The organism is Pseudomonas sp. SbOxS1 (assembly GCF_013416725.1).
In the GTDB taxonomy this organism is placed as follows: Bacteria; Pseudomonadota; Gammaproteobacteria; order Pseudomonadales; family Pseudomonadaceae; genus Aquipseudomonas.
In genome coordinates this window covers 17,318-37,225 of record NZ_JAAVXC010000005.1, presented here as the reverse complement: position 1 = coordinate 37,225, position 19,908 = coordinate 17,318, and the positions used below count along the sequence as shown (strand labels likewise).

The following is a 19,908-nucleotide window of genomic DNA, read 5'->3' as shown; positions in this document are numbered from 1 at the left end:
TCAGCGAGGGCTATTTAATGGGTGTCAAAATCAAACGATGGAACATAGCCTGCGCCGAGCAGATGTGGACATGTCGACGCTACAAAATCATCACTTAATAAATCATCCGAACTTTTATACTTACTCGTGAAAACCCCAGTGATATTTAAAAGAGTATGTGGCAAGGATGAGATGCTGATTTTCTGACTTTCTCTTTCCCTCAGCTTTGAAAGCTTGAGCGATTGCTGGCTTGAAACATTATCGGACGCCCAGATAAATGCCGAAACCGGGAGGTCATATTCATTGCCTATTCCATGACCCAAGAGCCCTCGACTGTCATCCAGCATGTTTTCACCATGATCCGAGGAATAAATCAAGACAGAGGGCTTTTTGCTTGACTTCAATTGATCAATAATTGTGCTTAATAGCCAGTCCGTATATAAAATACTATTATCATATTCCGCGGTAATTTTGTCTTTGAAGCTGCTTGTTGAAGGCTGGAACTTAGCAAAATGTTCTGGGTATCGGCGTGAATACTCGAAATGACTACCCTTGACATGAATAAATATAGCTCTCTTTTGTGCATCGCTTTTATTGAGTATTTTTTCATGCTCTGAAATTAATGCTCCATCATAGCTTCTCTCAAGATATTGACGGTACTGTGCCTCTGCAGCGATGTGTGGAATTATTCCGCCAAAACTATCAACTTCCTGCACAGACAACCAATAGGTCATGTAGCCGGCTTCGCGATATATACTCACCAATGATTTTGTTGACACAATGGATTCCCAATCCGATATAGGCTCAAGGCTCAGCATTGAAGGAACCGCGAACGAGGTATATGGGGCGGTCGTGCAAATATTATTAAACTTGAAAATCCCCGCCTGCTTACCGAGATTTGGGGTTGTATCCTTGTGATAACCATAGAGCGACCAGTTGTGCGGCCGTGATGACTCACCGATCACAAAAACAATGGTTTCTATATTTGATTGATTCGACATATTGGTTATTTTTACATCAGATTCTCGACGGCGCTTGATAAGTTTCTCCGTCCCCAAATACAAGTCTGCGGAAAGGGCAATTTGCGATAAATAACCTACTGGCGTGCTTTGATCTTTTGCAAGGAGATCCATGACCGCAGATTTCCCGAAAGAATTAAGCTTGACGGTTTTATAAAAATACGCCCCATACCCCACTATCAAGGCGCTAACAAGCAGAACAAAAATACCTTTGTTTTTATATAATTCGCGCTTATGCAGACCTATTAATCCAGCCCCATAGCAAAATATGAAGATCAGCAAAACGGTACTGATGGACTGCCAATAGGTCGGTAAAAATTCGCTGGCCTCCTTATGGTTTGTCAAGCCAATAAATATATAGGCCGCCGTTAATCTCGAGTTGAAATTTAAAACCAAAAATAGATCAACAGCTGCTGCCAAATAAAATGGCAGCAGAATGATGTGAACCTTGAACTGATTGGATGAAATAAATCTAATTGCCAAAAGCCACAACACCGACATACCAAGGGTGTAAAAGACCAATAAATCAATTTTAGAGTATTGAAAGTTTGTTAGCATTCTAACAATCAACGGTGAAAGCAGAAATGACCACAATACTAAATTTGGCCATTCGGCTTTTAATATTTTAAATGAGTCATCGATAATTTTGGCGGAGTTTTTCATTTGATATTATTCTCGCAGGAACCCACATGCCTCCTCAGAGGGTAGCTCCAATTGGCGCGCTCGCCGTATCTTGTTAAAAATATTCTCTCCCTTGGCGTCCAAACGTAGCGAGTCTCGGCAGTTGCCAGCAAGCTTGTAGCGAAAAATCCAACTTGCAGAGCCCCTCGAGGGCACGCTAACCATCCAGGCGCCGCAAGGCTTGACACTGTTCACCCTAGGCAATCTGTGCTTGCACAGCAATAGTGCCCAAGAAATCGGAGACAGCCCCTTATAAAAATAATCAATGAGGCTTCTTATGAATTCGCTAGTTGCGCTTGATTACATGGAAACGGCCACGTCAACACCAACTAAGTCGTTTGCGCTGGAGCCTCCGTCATGCCTTCGAAATCTTTGCGCTTTATCGCAAGCGTTACGCCGAAGCCGGCGTGCACCCCGACGACCTGGAATCCCTCGATGACCTGGCGAAATTTCCCTTCACGTGCAAAAGCGATCTACGCGACAACTATACTGGAGCAACGTCTGGTCCCGCGCCGCGCGCAACCGCACAGCCAACTGATCGGCAGTCAGTTGCCCGTCCAGACCCTCGATGTACGCCTCTGCCGCCATCTCTCTGCCGCGATCCCACGTCAGCGATTGGTAGAGTTCCTCGGGGAGTTGGCGCGCGTTTTCGATCAGGGCGCTGATGACCGTCTCAGGCTCGCGGGGCGCTGAAGAAGGAGTTGCTTTCAAAGCAGACGCTTGCGACAGCTGGAAGCCGGCCAATAGCGGCCTGCCTGAAAATCAAGCTTTCAACAAAGCATCCGCGATTATTCCTGAAAAAGTCGTCTCTACCGGCCCGGTGAGAAAGACTGATCCCACGCCGTCCCATTGAACCGTTACAGCTCCGCCGTCACATTCAACCTCAACGCAATTGTCTAACAAGCCACGACGAATGCCGTTAACCGCGGCGCCACAAGAGCAGGAGCCTGAACCCAGCGGGATACCTCCCCCGCGCTCCCAAATTCGCAACCGGATGTGCTTTCGGTCAATGATCTGGACGTAATGCACGTTCGTCCTGAGGGGAAACAAGGACGTGGTTTCAAGTGTCGGTCCAATCGTCGCAATATCAACGGCCGTCAGATCATCGACAAAATAGGTGCAGTGCGGATTTCCCATGCTACAGGCTGTTGGGTTACCGGCCAGTGGCAGCAGCAAAGTATCCATTTCCAAAGCCAGAGGAACATCCAGCCAGCCCAAAAGCGGCTTTCCCATGTCTACAGAAATGGCGCCGGTTGAAGTTCGCTTGCAAGTTAGCAAGCCACGGTTGGTTCGCAGCGTTACTGAAGTCATGTTGGAGCCACGCATCAACATATCCGCGGCCCCGCGCGTTGCGCTGCCACAAGCGTCCAGCGGTGAGCCATCGGCATTCCAGAACATCAAACGCGCATCTGCATCATCGCAGTCAAACACCACCGCGAGTTGATTGAAGCCGACTCCCCGGTTCCGATCCCCCATTCGCCGAGCCATATTGCTGGTAATTGGATTGGGTGAATTTCGCGAGTCGACGATAACGAAATCATCACCATTGGCATGCATTTTATGAAAGCTCAGCGGCATAAATTGACCTGGCGGCGAGACGTGTGATGAATTAACGCATTGAAGCGATCTACCCCTATTTGCATAACCATTGCAAGACTCATCAGGCGGATACGCCAAGCAGACTGGATAGATCGTTGGATTTGATTCGTCACCGTCTGCTTCTGGCCGATTGCTACCTTCCAAAAAATTCCCTTTCGGTCTGATTCAGCCAATGGCTGAAACATACAAGTTCTCCCAGTCCCTTTTACCCCTCGGTTCAGCCTTGCTTGTCGCCCCCTTTGTCAAAGGCGTGCAACACCCGCCCCTAAATAAACGCTCACTCCAGCAACGAAACCAGACGTGGTTCAATCGCCCCCTCTTGCACCTCAAGCAACGCCAACGTCACCGGCAACTTGAACCGTCGCGGCCCTGCGCTGCCTGGATTGAGAAATAGCCGTTCACCGCGCCATTCAATGCAGGGCTTGTGGGAATGCCCGGTAATCACCAGCCTCGTGCCTGGTTCCAGCGCTGCCGGGACATCGGCAATGTCGTGCACCAGCAAAACCTGCCATCCCTCAAGCTCGAAACTCAGGTGATCGGCGAGATGCTCCGCCCATGGAGCCGCCAGGTCATTGTTCCCGCGCACGACATGCAGCGGCGCGATCAACGCCAGTTGTTCGAGAATGTCCGGTTTGCCGATGTCGCCGGCGTGAATGATCCGTTCACAGCCCTGCAATGCCGCGAGCGCTTCTTGGCGGAGCAGGCCATGGGTATCAGAGATCACGCCAACTTTCATACAAGGCTCCTGGCCAGTCTCAAGGATGTACGCTCCCCTGCCCCGGCGATTGCGTGTTCCGGGATCAGGTGCTTGACTCACTTCGGCGAACCGGACCTTGAGCGCATCCGGATTCGTCGGCGATCTGTACTTTCATTGATCCAGGTCGTAAAGCCGTGCGATCGACTCTGGATAATATTTTTTTCAGGTTTTTCAATAGGCTATAGATGACCGCCCAACTCTTCGCTGTTCATGGCCTGGTGAGTTTCACCCTCGCCATCCTGTTGCTCTTCCTGGGCAAGACGCTGGTCCAGCACAGCACCTTGCTGCGTCAATACTGTATTCCAGAATCGGTGGTCGGTGGCTTTGTCTGTGCGGCAGTCACGAGCCTGTTGTACTTCGGTCTGAATATCCAGGTCGAGTTCGACCTGCAAGTTCGCGACACCATGCTGCTGTATTTCTTCGCCGGCATCGGCTTGAGGTCGGACATGCGCCAGCTGGTCAAGGGTGGGCGACCGCTGTTGATCCTGCTGGTGCTCGCCGCAGTGTTCATCTTTCTGCAGAACGCGCTGGGCATGGGCATGGCCGAGGTATTCGGGCTGGATCCCAAGGCTGGCCTGATGGTGGGTTCGATCTCCCTCACCGGTGGGGTTGGAACGACCCTGGCCTGGGCACCGCTGTTCGTCGAACGGCTGGGCATCGAGAACGCGCATGAATTGGGGATCGCCAGCAACACTGTCGGCCTGATTGCCGCTTGTGTGATCGGCGGCCCCATCGCCAACCGTCTGATCCGTCGCCATCAACTGACGCCATCCGGGGATGCGGCGCTGGAGGTAGGCATTCTCGAGCAACAGCAGAGCAAGCCACTGGACTACTACGACGTGCTCTGGGCGTGGATGTGGCTCAATCTGACCTTGATGCTCGGCTATGGACTCAACCTGCTGCTGGTCGACAGCGGGATCACCCTGCCCAAGTTCGTCAGTTGCCTGTTTGCCGGTATCGTCATTCACCACCTCGTCCGGGGGCTGATCGGCGAGCAGCGCCTGAAATCCTGGAGCGGCGCCAGCCAGGGCCTGTCGCTGATTTCCGACGTATGCCTGGGCATGTTCCTGACCATGGCGTTGATGGGCTTGCAGTTGTGGCAGCTCAGCGGCGCGCTGCTGTTCATTGCTTGCGCATTGACCCTGCAGATCCTCTTGACCGTCCTCTATACGTATTTTCTGGTGTTCCGCTTCATGGGCCGCAATTATGAAGCCAGCGTGATCGCTTCAGGTTTCGGCGGTATTGCGCTGGGTTCCACCGCGACAGCCATCGTCAACATGACGACCGTGACACAGAAGTACGGTGCGGCTCACCAGGCCTTTCTCATCGTGCCGCTGGTGTGCGGGTTTTTCATTGACCTGGTCAATGCCGTGATCATCGGGATGTTCAGTGGGCTGTAGCGGCCCGTTTGTTTGAATGGCTAACGCGCTGCGCTCCGGGTACCGGCAAACGCGCTCGTGCCCAGCCAGCGCCAAAGGTTTTGCGCGTCCTGCGCTGAGCCATCTACACGCAGCTCTCGCGATTGAAGGACCTCCTGCGGTGTGCGGTCGCCCGCCCATACCTCGGTCAAGGCACGCACGCTTGAATCCACGACGAGGGTCAAGTCACGCCCGGGGTCGTCGCGGCACAGGTCTGCCACACCCTCCTCGACCACCAGCCACCATGCTTGCTCGCCGGACCGCGCATCGCGGAACTTGAACTGGATGACTACCGGCCGGGGCGGGAATGTCTCGAGGCGCACGAACCGGCGTACGTCCCACATGAGCAGGCCCGCGTCGAGCTGGTCGTCGCGCAGGCGACTGCCGATCCAGCGCGCGCCCCAATGCCCCAGCGCCATGATGATGGGGCGCAATTCCTCGCCCGCGTCGGTCAGGCTGTATTCCCAGACTTTGCCCACCGCCGTGCGATGCACCACGCCGATTTCTTCCAGGTGGCGCAGCCGCTGTGCCAGCAAGCCGGTGGACATCCGGGGTACGCCGCGGTGCAGTTCATTGAAGCGTTTGCTGCCGCACAGCAGTTCGCGCACGACCAGGGGCGTCCAGCGCTCGCACAGTGCTTCAGCACCGCGCGCGACTGTGCAGAACTGACCATAGCTTTCGTCCATCGCCTGCACTCCCACCGCTGCAACGCTTCAGATTCTGAACTAGCCCGGCGACTTCGCCACGCGCACGCTCAAGTCTCCGACAGCCAACCGCCCCTGGAGAACGTCATGACCAAGATCGCCATCATTCAGCGCCCGCCCGTGCTGCTCGATCGTAGCGCGACGATCGCGCGGGCCGTGCAATCAGTCTCTGAGGCCGCGACGGCGGGCGCCTCGCTGGTTGTTTTGCCCGAATCGTTCATTCCAGGTTACCCGTCATGGATCTGGCGACTGGCGGCGGGAAAGGACGGCGCTGTCATAGGCCAGTTGCATACGCGGTTGCTGGCCAACGCCGTTGATATTGTGAACGGTGACCTGAGCCCATTGTGCGAGGCCGCCAGGGTTCACGCAGTGACGATCGTGTGCGGCATCAATGAATGCGACCGGCGCAATGGTGGCGGCACGCTCTATAACAGCGTAGTCGTTATCGGCGCGAACGGAGCAGTGCTCAACCGACACCGCAAGTTGATGCCCACCAATCCCGAGCGCATGGTGCATGGCTTCGGTGATGCGTCCGGGTTGCGCGCGGTCGATACACCGGTCGGCCGCGTGGGGGCGCTCATCTGCTGGGAAAACTACATGCCGCTGGCGCGCTATTCACTGTATGCCCAAGGGGTGGAAATCTACGTCGCGCCCACCTACGACACCGGCGAGGGCTGGATCTGTACGATGCGTCACATTGCCCTCGAAGGCCGCTGCTGGGTGCTCGGCAGTGGCACCGCGCTGCGCGGCAGCGACATTCCCGACGACTTCCCATCCCGTGCGCAACTGTTTGCCGATCCGCATGAATGGATCAACGACGGCGACTCGGTGGTGATCAATCCGCAAGGTCGGATCGTGGCAGGTCCATTGCACCGAGAGGCAGGCATTCTATATGCGGACATCGACGTCTCACTCGTGGCCCCGGCTCGGCGGGCGCTCGACGTCACCGGGCACTATGCGCGCCCGGACATTTTCGATCTGCAGGTGCGACGCACGCCGACGACGGCGGTGCGCTATGTCGACGAGTGAAGGCAAGTACCTTTTGTGCGAGCAATGCCCTGACCATTGATCAAGGAGTCATGCCATGAACATTGAACAGTCTTACAAAGGCCGTTGTTTTTGCGGTGCCGTCGAGTTCACCGTCAGCGGTGAGCCGGCCGCGATGGGTTATTGCCATTGCGAGTCGTGCAGGCACTGGTCAGCGGGGCCGGTCAATGCCTTCACCCTGTGGAAACCCGAGGCGCTGCAAGTGACTCGGGGCGCCGACAACATCGGCACCTACAACAAGACACCACAAAGTTACCGCAAGTGGTGCAAGACGTGCGGCGGGCATCTGTTCACCGAGCACCCGGGGATGGGACTCATCGATGTGTATGCCGCGGTCATCCCGGATCTTGAGTACACGCCTGGGGTTCATGTGCATTATCAGGAGTCGGTGCTGCGTATTAAGGATGGGTTGCCGAAGTTCAAGGATGTGCCGAAAGAATTGGGAGGGTCGGGTGTTGGCGTGGAGGAATAGTTGTCAGGAACTTTAAATTCTTTTCACTTCGACGCATTGCCAGATTCATCATGACCTCCTCACAGCAAACGGCTGAGTTCGCACCTTGAATTTTGCGCCACCTCCGTCAGCTGGGGAGGTCGGCGAGTCGAAATATTGCGAAATAAAATGTGAAGATAATCCTGCTGAAAACACCTAACAACTGCCGGAAACCCAATAAATCAGTGCTTGTTAAGAGATCAGGTATGTGAAATAAAATGTGAAGCCTTTTCACACAGTGCAAAACACTATGTCCCTGATCACATCAAAATCCTGGCTCGATCCGATACTTCCCGATGCGTTACCCCCATCGATCATCGCCCTTGCGGATGCATTACCCAGAAAGACGCAATTTCTAGCTGGACGCTTACCACCTGAAACCGCCGCACGCCTTGGGCGGCTCCTGCAAATCACGAATACCTACTACTCGAATCTGATCGAGGGGCAGTACACCGAGCCTGCCGATATGCAGAAAGCGCAGACAGCCCCGGTCAAGGATCGCAAGCGACTTAAAAACCTGGCGGTTGAACAAATGGCGGTGCAAGCATTGTTCGAGCGAACGCTAAGCCAGCGTGGACCATTTCCCTGGAACGCCATGTTCGCCCCAGAGCTCGTAAGCACTGCACATAACCGGCTTTTTCGCGGTGCAAGCGATGCGGAACGTACGTTGTCCGATGGCTCGATAATGCAGCCAGGCACACTCCGATCGATCACAGGCCAGAACGTTGTAGTCGGTAATCATGATGCACCGCACGCTTGTGCAGTTGACAGTATGCTGCGACACCTCCAGACCGGCTTCGGCCGGCAGACAGACCCGCGTCGTCAGCTTATTTCTTCGCTTGCCTACCATCATCGCCTCGCATGGGTTCACCCCTTTGCCGACGGTAATGGTCGAGTTGTTCGACTGATCACTCATTTACAGTTGGTGCATCTGGGGCTGGAGCCAACCCTCTGGTCGCTATCTCGCGGTCTCGCACGAAGGCATCAGGATTACTACAGTGCACTGACCATGGCCGACCGTCCACGAGAAGGTGATTTGGACGGACGAGGCCAGTTATCCCAGCGTCGCTACTTCGAGTTTATCGAGTTCATGCTGCAGGTTTGTCACGATCAGGTGGATTACATGACCGCAGCGGTCGACCCGTCCCAGCTGCGAGAGCGAGTGATACGCGCGTTTCGCTACAACGAGAAACTTCTACAACAAGGCATTCGTCCGGAAAGTGCGCCTGCGATTATTGCGCTGATCACCCAAGGTAGTCTGCCGCGCAACGAAATAAAGACTTTCACCGGACTGACACCACGCCCGGCAATCGATGAGCTGTCGCGGTTGATCAAAGTCGGCCTGGTGGAAAGCCGAACGCCCAAATCCCGCATCGTCACACCCGGCCTGCCCGCCTGGTTTGCCCAGGATATTTTTCCGGATTTGCATCGCCGGTTTCAGTAGTTGCACTGGGGAATCGTACTCTGCGTACAAACGGGACGGATAAATGTGAAGGTAATCAAGATAGAAGGTGCCAGACAACGCGCGCGCCCCCAATGAAATAGGGATCATGCAACGAGTTCTAATGTGAAATTAAATGCGAAGCATGCTTCGGCGGCGCTTCGACAATGGTCTGAAACATAATGGAGTTACCTACATGGAAGTTTTCACCCAATTGCAACCCGCGCAATGCACAGGAATGGAGGACATCAGACGCGAGATCGATGCCCTCGACCAAGCCGTTATCAAGCTGTTAGGTCGGCGATTCCAGTACGTGCTTGCTGCTTCGAAATTCAAGACCTCTGCGGCCTCGGTGCGTGCCCGGGAGCGGTTCAATACCATGCTTGCGACACGTCGTGAATGGGCCGAAGCCGAAGGCCTGAACCCGGACGCAATCGAAAAAATGTATAGCGATTTGGTTGAGCATTTTATTGCCGAGGAGATGAAACACTGGTCGGCGCAATTGCCCCAGACCTGATCCCGGTGCATTCACCGAAGGCGCCCTTTTTTAATCGACAATCTCAAGGGGTCGTTGGCCTTGATGATAACGGCGTAATCGCGCATTACCGTTGATACGCACTGTAATCAAGGCCTCGCGCCACATCATCACGCTCACAAGGGGTCTCGCGCCAGCCCTATCAATCGCATCGATGTTCACCATCACGTCAATGAAGTTCTCTTAAAAACTGCACGGCGTAACATCAGCTCCATACCAAGCAACTACACCCCGGAGCACACGATCATGAAACGCCAAACCCTCCTCAGCATCGCTTTCTCGGTTTTTGCAGTTAACGCTTTTGCCGCTACCTCTGTTCAGCCTGTCGTGGCTGAAGGTGGCTCGGATCGTCTGATTGAAAGCCGGGTGGCCGAGGGTGGTTCGGATCGTTTGATCGAGAATCGTGTGGCTGCCGATGGTTCGGATCGTCTGCAAGGCAACACCGTTGCCGCCGATGGCTCCGACCGCCTGCAAGGCAACACCGTCGCCGCCGATGGCTCTGACCGCCTGCAAGGCAACACCGTTGCCGCCGATGGCTCTGACCGCCTGCAAGGCAACACCGTTGCCGCCGATGGTTCTGACCGCCTGCAAGGCAACACCGTCGCCTGATACCATCGCTTTACCGCACAAGCAAAAAGCCCGGCCTGATCAGCCGGGCTTTTTCGTATTCGCTGCATTTCACCCTGCATGATGTGACAGCCGTTCATCAAGGCCCGGCATCCACCTTGCCCACCGGCAATCCAGGCTCAGGGTTCCCACCCTTCTCCATGGCCGCCACCAGTTCCCTGGCGCCCGCGCCCCATTTGGAGATGACCTTGAACGTATCGGTGAACGACACGTCCAGGGGATGCACGCGGCTTGCCTCCAGTATGTAGACCGCGCCGGCCAGTGGCGTGGGTACCGAGGGGACGAAAATGGTGTAGCGGCCGTCGTCGAACACTTCGATGATGAACGCCGGGACGAGAGCCTCTTCGATCTCGACCAGGGCGGGCTTCCAGACGGTTTGGTTACTGTCCCCCGCTATCTGCTGGGTCAGGCTTCGGAACAACCCGTATCCGGGAATGCGTTCGAACAGGCCCTTCTCCGCCCTCTGACGGGCTATTTCGCCCAATTTCGTGCGCAGCGCCACGCCGATCAAAAAGCAGATCAACAACACCAGTATCAGGGACAGGAGTTGCTCGGCAGGCAGCCACTGCGGAAGCAGTCGCGTGAACGGTCGAACCAGTTGTTCGAGGGACTTCATGCCCTTGAACAACACCAGGATGGCGAGGTAGATGGGGATGATCACCAGCAAGCCGGCAATCACCCGTTTGGTACAGTACGCAAGGGCCTGCTTCATGTGCGCTACCTTTTCTGGATGGGCGCAATGGCCCTGGTATCAACAACGGGTATGTGACATCTCGCGCGCGAGACAGAAGTGCCTGCCAATGTGAAATTTGACGATAGTACGCACCTGAGGGTCCCACAACGCCAGGCCGGTAAAGTTAGGCTGGGCAGACGCATCGACTGCTATTGGTCCGGGAACCGAACGTATTTCGGGCAGAATTTTTATGTTTGCTACTATCAATGGACGGCGTCGAAGTTGAGGCCAGGGGTTTGCACAATCGGCTTGCATTTACCTGGCATTGATCCACTCATTTCAAATCTGCCTGACCACAGGGAGCGGTGATGCGTACCCCATTTTTCTACGTGTTGTCAGCGATGTTTTTTCTCAGCGGTGCTCCCTGCGTGGCGCAGGCCGCGGATCCGGCCCCCGCCCCGACAGCCAGCCCTGCCAATACGGCAGCGGCCACGGTGCCTGCCAAAGACCCGGTGTTCACCCAGGAACAACTGGATCAAATGCTGGCGCCCATCGCGCTCTACCCGGACCCATTGCTGGCACAGCTACTGATGGCGTCCACCTACCCAGGGGAAGTCGCCGAGGCGGTCACCTGGTCGAAGGCTCACCCGGACGCCAAGGGCGATGACGCGGTCAAGCAGGTGGCAAACCAGCCTTGGGATCCGAGTGTGCAGGCGCTGGTTGCCTTCCCGCAGCTCCTGGCAACGCTGGGGCAGGATCCGGTCTGGGTTCAACGCCTGGGGGATGCCTTCCTGGCGCAGCCCGACGATCTCATGAATGCCGTGCAACGCTTGCGTCGTCAGGCCCAGGCCGCCGGCAACCTGCAGAGCAACCAGTATCAGAACGTGACGATCCAGAACGCGGCACCGGCCCCCGCACCGGCCACCACGACCACGACGGAGGCTCCGGCCCCTGCGAGCAGCAGCTCGACCATCATCATTCAGCCGGCCGATCCGCAGGTGGTGTACGTCCCCACCTATAACCCGACAACCACCTACGGCACCTGGGCCTATCCCGCGTCACCGCCTGCCTACTATCCACCACCGCCCGCCTATTACCCTGGCCAGGCGCTGATGGCCGGGCTGGCGTTTGGCACCGGGGTGGCCATCGTCGGTGCGTTGTGGGGTGAATGTGACTGGGGCAATAACGACGTCGACATCGACGTCAATCGCTACAACAACATCAATGCCAACAACCGGATCACCAACAACCAGAACAAGTGGCAGCACAACGCCGCCCATCGCAATGGCGTGCCCTATCGAGACAACAGGAGCCGCGAACAGTTTGGCCGGCAGCTGGACGGCGCCAGTCAGCGTCAGGCCTATCGTGGGGACAATGCCCAGCGCGCCCAGGCGCGTGATAGAGCCCGTAGTTCAATGGACCGGCACGGCATCGAACGACCTGCCACCAGCAACCTGGAGGCCCGTGATCGGGCGCGCGACGCCCAGTCCCGGGCCGCGGCCGGCAATCGGCTGCAGGCCGGTGCAGACAGGCCGAAAGCGGCCGATAGACCGAGGGCGGCTGACCGAAGCCAGGGTACTGCCAGAAATACCCGGGAGAATCAGCAATCGAGGGTTCAGCAACCCAGGAACCAGAACCAGGCCAATCAACGCGCCCAAACGCGCCAGGCGGCGCAAAACCGCCAGGCCGCACCGGCCGTCAATAGAGGCAGTGCCCGCAACAATGCCTTCGCCGGCGCGCGTTCGCCGTCCCAGGCCAACCTGCAAGCCAATCGTGGCCGGGCCAGCCAGGCTTCCTTCCAGCGCCCGAATGCCTCGCGGGCAGCCGGGCATCAGATCAGTCGGCCGTCCGGCGCAGCGCGTTCAAGGGGGGGCCGCCGTTGAATAACCATCCTCGAGTAAAGGCACGCAAGAGCGTGTTTGTGCATGCCTTGGCGATCACGGTCGCCCTGGCCTGGTCGTGCATGGCCACGGCGCAGCAGGAATTTGCAACGCCGGAAAAGGCCGCCCAGGCGTTCGTCGAAGCATTGGGTACGAAAAACGCCGATCAGAAGCGCCTGGCCGAGTTGCTGGGTGAAGACTGGCGCAGCTTCATCCCTCGCGACGGCGCGGAACGTGAAGACGTGGAGGCGTTCTTGAAGCAATACCACGAGCAACACCAGATTGAAAAAACCGGCGACAACAAGGCGATCCTGTCGGTGGGCAAGGAGCACTGGACACTGCCGATCCCCATCGTCAAAGTCGCGAAGGGTTGGCGCTTCGACATCAAGGCCGGCAGTGCCGAACTTCGTACACGGCAGATTGGCCGCAACGAGCTGGCCGCGGTGCAATCGGCGCTGGCCTATCACGATGCCCAGATGGACTACGCCTCGGTGGATCGTGACGGTGACGGCGCACTCGAATACGCGCAGAAAATCTTCAGTACCCCCGGCAAGCACGACGGACTCTATTGGGCGGACGACGATAGCGGGCAGATCAGTCCGTTAGGCCCCGAGTTCGGCAAAACCATTGCCGGCGAGCCCTGGCATGGTTACCGCTTCCGCATCCTGCTGGGCCAGGGGCCTTCCGCACCGGGCGGGGCCTACAGCTACCTCATCGGGGACAAGATGAGCCGCGGCTTTGCACTGATCGCCTGGCCGGCGAAATACGGTGAAACCGGGGTGATGAGTTTCATGATCAGCCATGAAGGACAGGTCTTCGAAAAAGACCTGGGACCCGGGAGTGAAAAGCTGGCGCAGGCGATGAAGCGCTTTGATCCGGATGACAGCTGGACTGAAGTGTCGGCCGATGACGAGAAGGCGGACTGACAGGCGCTCCCTCCCGTTGATCGTTCCCACGCTCTGCGTGGGAATGCATCCCGTGACGCTCTGCGTCACCATTGCGCGGACCCCAGTCTTGCGTTGCTAGCGGAACGCGGAGCGTCCCTGGCGGCATTCCCACGCGGAGCGTGGGAACGATCAAATCCACAACGCTCTTTAGCCACGCTTTCGACGTTTTTTCTCCTCCTCATCCAACGCCTGGCGAACCAGGGCCCGCGCTGCCCAGGCGGTAGTGGCGAGTGATTCTTCGATACTCGCGCCACCGATATCGCGCACGGCGATCAATGCCTCGGTGCCCATGACGATCGACAGCGCCTGCTTCAGGCGTTTACGCGCCTTGGCTGACAGCACGTCCCTCATCGAGTCGACTATCGGCTCGATGTAGCTCAGCCGTCGGCCCGGTCGTAGGGGCTCGTGGGACTCGTTTTCGAGCCACACGGTCATGAACGAACGCTCCATCACGTGCAGGCCGATCTCGTCGTCGATCAAGAGTTTGTTCAACGCGTTCGCCGCCAGGCCCATACCCTTTACCGGATCATCACCCGGCAGCCAGATGCGTTCCAGTGGCGGCATGTCACGGTCGGCCGCCGTCTCGCTGAGCAGCGCCTCGACCGTGGGAAAGTAGCGATAGGCCGTGGCACGCGACACCCTGGCGCGCTCGGCCGCTTGCGCCACCGTGGGCTGCAGGCCCTCGTCACGCAAGGCGATGGCGGCCTCGATCAGCGCCTGGCGGGTGCGCAGCTTCTGGTTGACACGGCCTGTTGCATCGCCCTCGCCGATAAACGGGCCTGGCTTGGGTCTTGACTGGGGGCTCGACATGGAATAAATGATACCTTGTCTTGTAATGAGACATGTGTCTCATATTAGACGCACGGCACGGGATCTGCCACCGCCCCTGTGCGCGGCACTTGCGGGCATCACGATTTCAGGGATTTTCCAGCAACTGAGCGCGCCTCAGGGCGCTTGAGGTAAATGCCATGAATCACACTCCCCGTTCGCGGACCTGGTTTCGGCTCGCTGCCCTCTACTTTGCCATTGGCGTGATGCTGGGGGTGACGATGGGCGCATCCGGCGACCACTCGCTCTTCGCCGTACATGCCCACATCAATCTGTTGGGATGGGTGTCGATGGCGCTATTCGGCGTCATCGGCACAGTGCACCCGGGCATGACCGAAGGTCGCGCGGCTGCCGTGCAGTTCTGGACGTATAACCTGGGGGTGCCGGTGATGCTCGGCGCGCTGACCCTGCGCCTGAAGGGCTTTGCGTCGATCGAGCCACTGATTGGCGTCGCATCGATCCTGATTGGCGTGAGCGTGCTGCTGTTTGCGTGGCTGGTGTTCTCGCGCATCGGCGTTGCTGCCGGGTATTTGAGCCGTACGACAGGCGAATCACGCCTGTCATGACCCGGTAGCTGCTGCGGGTGCCGTATGGACAAGGCACCCGCAGCGAGATGTACGACTGCTCCCTACTGCGCCACCTGCAGGCGCAACCGGCTACGACGTGACAAGCCGGCCTGCAGGGCAAACGCCAGGACCACGGTCGAGGGCGCCGAAAAGCTGCCCAGGCCACCACCGCTGTACATCAGGGCGAGGCCCGTTGCCGTGGCGCCAAACCAGGCCGTCAGGCCCACCGGGTTGAAGGCCGCCACGCGTTCCAGCGCCGCCACGTCACTGCGTCCGTAAAGAATCTGCGCCAGCGCCACGCCGACCCAGGCCACCACGAAAATGCCCTGGTAGGCCAACGCCTTGAGCAAATAGGCAAATACATCGGCGAGCATCAGGCCGTACACGATCACCCCAACCGCCAGGGCCCATGCCCAGTACGAACCACGCACACCGAAACGGGCGAAGAACGCCTGCATGTTGAGCGTCGCCAGGTAGTAGTTGGCAGTATTGATGCGGGTTTGCGTGGCCCAGACAAACAACAAGCCCCACAGGCCCATCAACTGCAGGATCGCCATGACCACCGACACTTCGTTCAACGCGCCTTCATGGGGAATGCTGCTGACCAGATAGATGCCCGCGGCACCGTTGAGCAGAAAGGTCACCGCGTAGAACGGCATGCCGAAGTTCCAGCGACCGTGGTACTCAGCGTCCTCAGGCTTGCCGAAACGTGCGTAATCGAAGGTGAACAGCATCAGCACCCAAACGCCCATGTAGGCGACGAAGCAATCCCACCAGCCAGACGCACTGGGGGTTGCCGGGCCGAAATCCAGCCATTGCGGCTGGTAGCCATAGCGGCTGATCGACAGCCCTACCGCCACCAGCAAACCACCCAGGTAGACCGGCAGCAGCACGCCATTGAGTTTGTCCAGCCAGTGCTGCACGCTGCCCAGGATCATCGGCACGCTGTACATCACCACCAGCAACGCGGCCAGTGGATAGACCAGTTCCGGGTACAGGTGATTGAGCGCCACGGCGATCACCGAACCTTCGAACACCGCGTAATAGATGGCCGTGGAAAAGAAGATCAAGGTGGCCAGGCAGGCCCCGGTGCTGCCGAACAACAGCCGCGAGAACAACGCCACTGACAGGCCGCTGCGGATCGCGAAGCGGCTGAGCACACTGTTGACCAGCCCGTAGCTGATCACCGACAACACCATGCCGATCAGCGCATTGCGCGCGCCATAGGACAGCGCCAGGGAAGCGCCCACCACGATGTAGAACATCGCACTGCACACCGCCCACCAGGCCATGGTCAGGGACAGTCGGCCCATGCGCGCTTGCGGTGGAACGGGGTGATTGGCCGGGTCCTGCCCGGTTTGACTCGATTGCGATAAAGCAGCCATATGCGTGAACTCCAGAACCAGTCAAAGGTTGAAGCGCGGGCAGCCGCCACCGCACCGTAGTGCGGCGTTGGCTTGCCGTTTGGCTTTACCCGCGCAGTGCGACGGGCAGCGTCAGGAAGGGAACAGCTTGCTGAGGCAGCTGAGTTTTTTCTTATAGGAACGTCGCGCTTCCAGCGCTTCTTCGAGGGTCACCGCCACGAAACGGGCTTTCTGGTTGGGTTGCATCTGGCCGATCAGGTCGAGGTCGGCGCTGATCACCGTGCCGATCATCGCGTAGCCGCCACCGGACACCGCATCGCGGTGCAACACGATGGGTTCGAGGCCGGCGGGCACCTGGATCGAGCCGATCGGGTAGCAACTGTCGACGATGTTCGACGGATCGGAACCGGCGCCGAAGGGTTGTTCACGCGGCTGGAACGTCAGCGCGCTGCCGCCCTTGAAGCGATAGCCGATGCGATCCGCCTCGGAACCGACGGTCCAGGCTTCGGCGAAAAAGCTGTCCGCCGCCGCTGGGGTCAAGCGATCGTAGTACAGCCCTGGCACTACGCGCAGGGTGATTTCGCCCCCCAGGGATTGGCGCAGGGCCATCGGTAAACTGGCGCCGGCGCGGCCTTTGCCACTGGCGATGCCCACGGGCAGTTCATCGCCGGCGATCAGGCGACGCCCTTGGAAACCGCCGAGCGCACCCAGTGCATAGGTCGAACGGCTGCCGAGCACCACCGGCACATCGATCCCACCGGCGACCGCCAGATAGGCACGTGCGCCGGCCTTCGGAAAGTCAAAGCGCAGCACTTGCCCGGCCTTGACCGTGAAGGCGGTGTCGAGGTGCATGTCTACGCCGTCGACCTTTGGCGTCATGTGCGCACCGCACACGGCCACCAACGCGTCTTGGGCAAATTCCAGTTCCGGGCCGAGCAACGTGCATTCAAGCACCGCCGCCCCCGCCGGATTGCCGACCAACTGGTTGGCTGCGCTCAACGCGTATTGGTCGAGCGCACCGGAGGGCGGGATGCCCAAGTGGTAGTAACCCTCGCGGCCGAGGTCCTGAACCGAGGTGGCGAGACCGGGTTTGAGTACCTTCATCATGCCAGCACCTCCTGCAGCGACTTGGGATAGCCGACGGGATCGGCCAGGAACGCATCCAGTGAAAACTCCACCGAGCGGATCCGCAGATCGAAGCGCCCGGCTTCGACTTCGGCCACAGCAAAGTCGTATTCCTCACGGTCCATCGGCTTGAACTGCACGATGTCACCGGGGCGGAAGAACACCATGTGCTCTTTGAGATAGGCCAGGTTCTGCTGCGGGTCGTAGATCGGTGCCGGCGTGACACCGAACATCTGATAGCCACCGGCCCCGCGCACCGAGTAGATGCAGCCGAAGCAACCGCCATGACCCAGGGTCAATTTCGGCGTATCGGTGCGCGGCCGCAGGTATTTGGGCACCTGCAACTGACGCTCGCGCTCGACCATCTGGAACATGAACGGCAGGCCCGCGACGAAGCCCACCATCGAGACGAACCATGGTGCGCCACTGTGGGCGGCAATGAACGCCTCGACGTCGGCCAGGCCGTTGATCCGTGCGGCGTACTCCAGGTCCGTCGCGCTCGGGTCCTGGTGGCGGTCGCGAAAGCGCATCAGGGTTTCGTGGGTCCAGGGATCGTTATAGAGCACCGGAATCTCGATGATCCGGGTCTGCAACGTGCGCTCGGCCACAGCCTCGGCTTCTGCGCCTTTTACCGCTTCGAGCAAGGTCTGAGGCGCGATGCGGTCCGGGTCGAAACGGATCTGGAACGAGGCATTGGCCAGGCACACATCGAGTACGCCATCCAGTGCCAGCCGCTCTACCGCACGGGTCACGGCCATGCCCTTGAAGAACGCTTCAAGTGACATGCTGTCGCTGACTTCGGCGAACAAATGCTCGTCGGCGCCAAAGCTGTAGCGGATTGGACTGCTCATGCTTCACCTCCGCTGCGGCGCGCGGCCAGCCAGGTTTCCAGGGTGCCGGTGTGGAAGTCGGCGCTGTGCAGCCACGGTTGTTCCAGCAGCTCACCGTGCAGCGACAGGGTGCTGGCCATACCGGTGAGCGTGGTCTGCTCGACCGCGACTCGGGCACGGGCCAACGCTTCGTTGCGGTCGCGGCCATGCACGATCAGCTTGGCCAGCAGAGAGTCATAGTACGGCGGCACGCGATAGCCTTGATAGAGATGACTGTCGACCCGCACACCCTCCCCCTGCGGCCAGACCAGCGACTCGACCAGGCCTGGGCTCGGGAAGAAATCCCGTGCCGGGTCTTCGGCGTTCAAGCGCATTTGCAGCGCGGCGCCGTTGAGCTGGATATCGCTTTGCTGGAAGCCCAGTGGCTCGCCACCGGCAATGCGCAGCATGGCCTGGACCAGGTCGATACCGGTGATGAGTTCGCTGACCGGGTGTTCCACCTGAATCCGCGTATTCATCTCGATAAAGAAAAACTCGCCGGTGGCGTCGTCGTACAGATACTCCAGGGTGCCGGCACCCTTGTAGCCAAGGGCCTCGGTCAGGCGCACGGCGCTAGAGCAAAGCGTCTCGCGCTGTTGCGGGTTGAGAACCGGCGACGGCGCTTCTTCAAAGATCTTCTGACGCCGACGTTGCAGCGAGCACTCACGCTCGAACAGGTGCACCGCGTGCTGGCCATCGCCCAACACCTGCACTTCGATGTGCCGGGCCTTGGCGATGAACCGCTCCAGGTACACCGCACCATTGCCGAATGCGGCCTGGGCTTCGCGCTGGGAACGGGGAAACTCTTCGCTCAGTTGCTGGGCGTTTTCCGCCAGGCGAATGCCACGTCCACCACCGCCGGCGGAGGCCTTGATCAGCAATGGGAAGCCGACGGATTCGGCCGCCTTGAGCGCCGACTCGACGTCGAACAGCTCACCCGGCGAACCCGGCACCACCGGCACGCCCGCTTCTTGAGCGGTGCGCCGCGCCTCGGCCTTGTCGCCCATGCGCCGGATCGTCTCGGCGCTGGGCCCGACGAAAATCGCTCCGGCGGCGACAACCGCTTCAGCAAAATCAGCGTTCTCCGAGAGAAAGCCGTAACCGGGATGGACCGCATTGGCGCCGGTGGCTTTCAACGCACCGAGCAATGCCTCGACGTTCAGATAGCTTTTATCGGCGCGGGCCGGGCCGAGGATGTGCACCTCGTCGGCCATGCGCGCGGCCTGGGAGTCGACGTCCGCTTCGCTGCAGGCGGCAACGGTGGGAATCCCCAGTTCTTTGGCGGCGCGGATAATCCGCACAGCGATTTCGCCACGGTTGGCGATGAGTAATTTACGAATACCTTGAGTCATGGTGTCG

Annotated in this window: 19 protein-coding genes and 1 pseudogene; 10 read left to right on the top strand and 10 right to left on the bottom strand. The window is 58.6% G+C overall.

Going from position 1 to position 19,908, the window contains the following annotated elements:
• Window positions 1–14 precede the first annotated feature (14 nt).
• Window positions 15–1,661 (bottom strand): phosphoethanolamine transferase, encoded by a 1,647-nt coding sequence (locus HFK74_RS09945; protein ID WP_180203357.1) that lies wholly within the window; start codon window positions 1,659–1,661, stop codon window positions 15–17.
• A 283-nt stretch (window positions 1,662–1,944) separates the two neighbouring features.
• On the opposite strand from HFK74_RS09945, the pseudogene HFK74_RS33135 reads away from it, so the two are divergent.
• Window positions 1,945–2,167, top strand: a pseudogene (locus HFK74_RS33135) (phenylacetate--CoA ligase); the annotation flags it as partial.
• Between the two features lie 274 nt (window positions 2,168–2,441).
• Here HFK74_RS33135 and dapF read toward each other — a convergent pair.
• Both dapF and HFK74_RS09930 read right to left on the bottom strand, forming a co-directional pair.
• A complete protein-coding gene (gene dapF / locus HFK74_RS09935; protein ID WP_180203356.1) occupies window positions 2,442–3,257 on the bottom strand; it encodes a diaminopimelate epimerase in 816 nt (271 codons plus the stop codon).
• 298 nt (window positions 3,258–3,555) lie between these two features.
• On the bottom strand, window positions 3,556–4,014 hold the full coding sequence (locus HFK74_RS09930) for a metallophosphoesterase family protein (RefSeq protein WP_180203355.1): 459 nt from the start codon (window positions 4,012–4,014) through the stop codon (window positions 3,556–3,558).
• A 206-nt stretch (window positions 4,015–4,220) separates the two neighbouring features.
• Here HFK74_RS09930 and gltS point away from each other — a divergent pair, with 206 nt between their 5' ends.
• Window positions 4,221–5,435 (top strand): sodium/glutamate symporter, encoded by a 1,215-nt coding sequence (gene gltS, locus HFK74_RS09925; RefSeq protein ID WP_180203354.1) that lies wholly within the window; start codon window positions 4,221–4,223, stop codon window positions 5,433–5,435.
• 20 nt (window positions 5,436–5,455) lie between these two features.
• On the opposite strand, the gene HFK74_RS09920 is transcribed toward gltS, so the two are convergent.
• Window positions 5,456–6,139 (bottom strand): helix-turn-helix domain-containing protein, encoded by a 684-nt coding sequence (locus HFK74_RS09920; RefSeq protein ID WP_180203353.1) that lies wholly within the window; start codon window positions 6,137–6,139, stop codon window positions 5,456–5,458.
• A gap of 105 nt (window positions 6,140–6,244) precedes the next feature.
• Here HFK74_RS09920 and HFK74_RS09915 point away from each other — a divergent pair, with 105 nt between their 5' ends.
• The 5 genes from HFK74_RS09915 (at window position 6,245) to HFK74_RS09895 (ending at window position 10,279) form a co-directional block, all read left to right on the top strand.
• On the top strand, window positions 6,245–7,186 hold the full coding sequence (locus tag HFK74_RS09915; RefSeq protein WP_180203352.1) for a carbon-nitrogen hydrolase family protein: 942 nt from the start codon (window positions 6,245–6,247) through the stop codon (window positions 7,184–7,186).
• A gap of 55 nt (window positions 7,187–7,241) precedes the next feature.
• Entirely contained in the window at window positions 7,242–7,676 is a 435-nt protein-coding gene (locus tag HFK74_RS09910) for a GFA family protein (RefSeq protein ID WP_180203351.1), read from the top strand.
• 268 nt (window positions 7,677–7,944) lie between these two features.
• Window positions 7,945–9,138 (top strand): Fic family protein, encoded by a 1,194-nt coding sequence (locus HFK74_RS09905; protein ID WP_180203350.1) that lies wholly within the window; start codon window positions 7,945–7,947, stop codon window positions 9,136–9,138.
• 193 nt (window positions 9,139–9,331) lie between these two features.
• Window positions 9,332–9,652, top strand: coding sequence for an isochorismate lyase (locus tag HFK74_RS09900; protein WP_180203349.1), 321 nt, complete (start codon window positions 9,332–9,334; stop codon window positions 9,650–9,652).
• Between the two features lie 264 nt (window positions 9,653–9,916).
• The gene (locus HFK74_RS09895; RefSeq protein WP_151141247.1) at window positions 9,917–10,279 is read left to right on the top strand and encodes a hypothetical protein; all 363 of its coding nucleotides are present in this window, start codon (window positions 9,917–9,919) and stop codon (window positions 10,277–10,279) included.
• 97 nt (window positions 10,280–10,376) lie between these two features.
• Here HFK74_RS09895 and HFK74_RS09890 read toward each other — a convergent pair whose 3' ends face one another.
• Window positions 10,377–11,009 (bottom strand): DUF502 domain-containing protein, encoded by a 633-nt coding sequence (locus tag HFK74_RS09890; RefSeq protein ID WP_180203348.1) that lies wholly within the window; start codon window positions 11,007–11,009, stop codon window positions 10,377–10,379.
• A 329-nt stretch (window positions 11,010–11,338) separates the two neighbouring features.
• Between HFK74_RS09890 and HFK74_RS09885 the strand changes: the two genes are divergently transcribed.
• The gene (locus tag HFK74_RS09885; protein ID WP_180203347.1) at window positions 11,339–12,853 is read left to right on the top strand and encodes a DUF3300 domain-containing protein; all 1,515 of its coding nucleotides are present in this window, start codon (window positions 11,339–11,341) and stop codon (window positions 12,851–12,853) included.
• Window positions 12,854–12,933: 80 nt separating this feature from the next.
• A complete protein-coding gene (locus HFK74_RS09880; protein ID WP_180203377.1) occupies window positions 12,934–13,776 on the top strand; it encodes a DUF2950 domain-containing protein in 843 nt (280 codons plus the stop codon).
• 168 nt (window positions 13,777–13,944) lie between these two features.
• Here HFK74_RS09880 and HFK74_RS09875 read toward each other — a convergent pair whose 3' ends face one another.
• The gene (locus tag HFK74_RS09875) at window positions 13,945–14,607 is read right to left on the bottom strand and encodes a TetR/AcrR family transcriptional regulator (protein ID WP_180203346.1); all 663 of its coding nucleotides are present in this window, start codon (window positions 14,605–14,607) and stop codon (window positions 13,945–13,947) included.
• A gap of 158 nt (window positions 14,608–14,765) precedes the next feature.
• On the opposite strand from HFK74_RS09875, the gene HFK74_RS09870 reads away from it, so the two are divergent.
• On the top strand, window positions 14,766–15,191 hold the full coding sequence (locus HFK74_RS09870; protein ID WP_180203345.1) for a hypothetical protein: 426 nt from the start codon (window positions 14,766–14,768) through the stop codon (window positions 15,189–15,191).
• 62 nt (window positions 15,192–15,253) lie between these two features.
• On the opposite strand, the gene HFK74_RS09865 is transcribed toward HFK74_RS09870, so the two are convergent.
• The 4 genes from HFK74_RS09865 to HFK74_RS09850 all read right to left on the bottom strand — a co-directional run bounded on the left by HFK74_RS09865 (window position 15,254) and on the right by HFK74_RS09850 (window position 19,901).
• The gene (locus HFK74_RS09865; protein ID WP_180203344.1) at window positions 15,254–16,576 is read right to left on the bottom strand and encodes a cytosine permease; all 1,323 of its coding nucleotides are present in this window, start codon (window positions 16,574–16,576) and stop codon (window positions 15,254–15,256) included.
• Between the two features lie 111 nt (window positions 16,577–16,687).
• Window positions 16,688–17,662 (bottom strand): biotin-dependent carboxyltransferase family protein, encoded by a 975-nt coding sequence (locus HFK74_RS09860; protein WP_180203343.1) that lies wholly within the window; start codon window positions 17,660–17,662, stop codon window positions 16,688–16,690.
• Window positions 17,659–18,531 carry an allophanate hydrolase subunit 1 gene (locus HFK74_RS09855; protein WP_180203342.1) on the bottom strand — a complete coding sequence of 291 codons (873 nt, stop codon included), beginning with the start codon at window positions 18,529–18,531 and terminating at the stop codon, window positions 17,659–17,661. The genes HFK74_RS09860 and HFK74_RS09855 overlap by 4 nt, the downstream gene beginning before the upstream one ends.
• Window positions 18,528–19,901 (bottom strand): acetyl-CoA carboxylase biotin carboxylase subunit, encoded by a 1,374-nt coding sequence (locus HFK74_RS09850; protein ID WP_180203341.1) that lies wholly within the window; start codon window positions 19,899–19,901, stop codon window positions 18,528–18,530. The genes HFK74_RS09855 and HFK74_RS09850 overlap by 4 nt, the downstream gene beginning before the upstream one ends.
• Window positions 19,902–19,908 lie beyond the last annotated feature (7 nt).